The organism is Aeromonas sp. sif0611, from assembly GCF_019218845.1.
In the GTDB taxonomy this organism is placed as follows: Bacteria; Pseudomonadota; Gammaproteobacteria; order Enterobacterales; family Aeromonadaceae; genus Aeromonas; species Aeromonas media.
This window is the reverse complement of record NZ_JAHUWU010000030.1, coordinates 1-460: the sequence shown is the minus strand read 5'-3', so window position 1 is coordinate 460 and position 460 is coordinate 1. Positions and strand designations below refer to the sequence as shown.

The following is a 460-nucleotide window of genomic DNA, read 5'->3' as shown; positions in this document are numbered from 1 at the left end:
GCGGAGAAGAGAAAGGGAAGGAGAAGGGGAGGAAGGAGAGGGAAAAGAGAAGAGGGAGAAGAAGGAAAGGGGAGAGGGAAGGGAAGGGAGGAGAGGGGAAGAGGAAGAGAGGAAAAGAGAGGGAAAGGAAAAAGAGAGAAGAAGAGGAGGGAAACAGGAAAAAGGGAGACGGGAGAAGAAGAGGGACGGGGAAGGGGGAGAGAAAAGGAAGGAGGAGGAGAGAGAAGAAGGGGAAGAAGAGAGAGAAGGGAAGGGGGAAGAAGAGGGGAGAGGAAGGGGGGGGAAAAAAAAAAAAGGGAAAAAAAAGAAGGGGAGGGGGGGGAGAGGGAGGAAAAGGAAAAAACCAGAAGAAGAGGGGGGGAGGGGGGAGCGAACCACACCAGGGAAGGCGGCGGCGCCAGGGAAGAGGAGAGAGAAGACGCGGCCCCCTGATCGACGAACTGCACCCTGTAATGGCCCT

General features: G+C 55.9%; 1 protein-coding gene. It reads left to right on the top strand.

Annotated features, from left to right (window positions below):
• Positions 1–460 (top strand): hypothetical protein (locus KW824_RS20620; protein WP_218410881.1); only part of this gene is annotated, 460 nt, incomplete at both ends.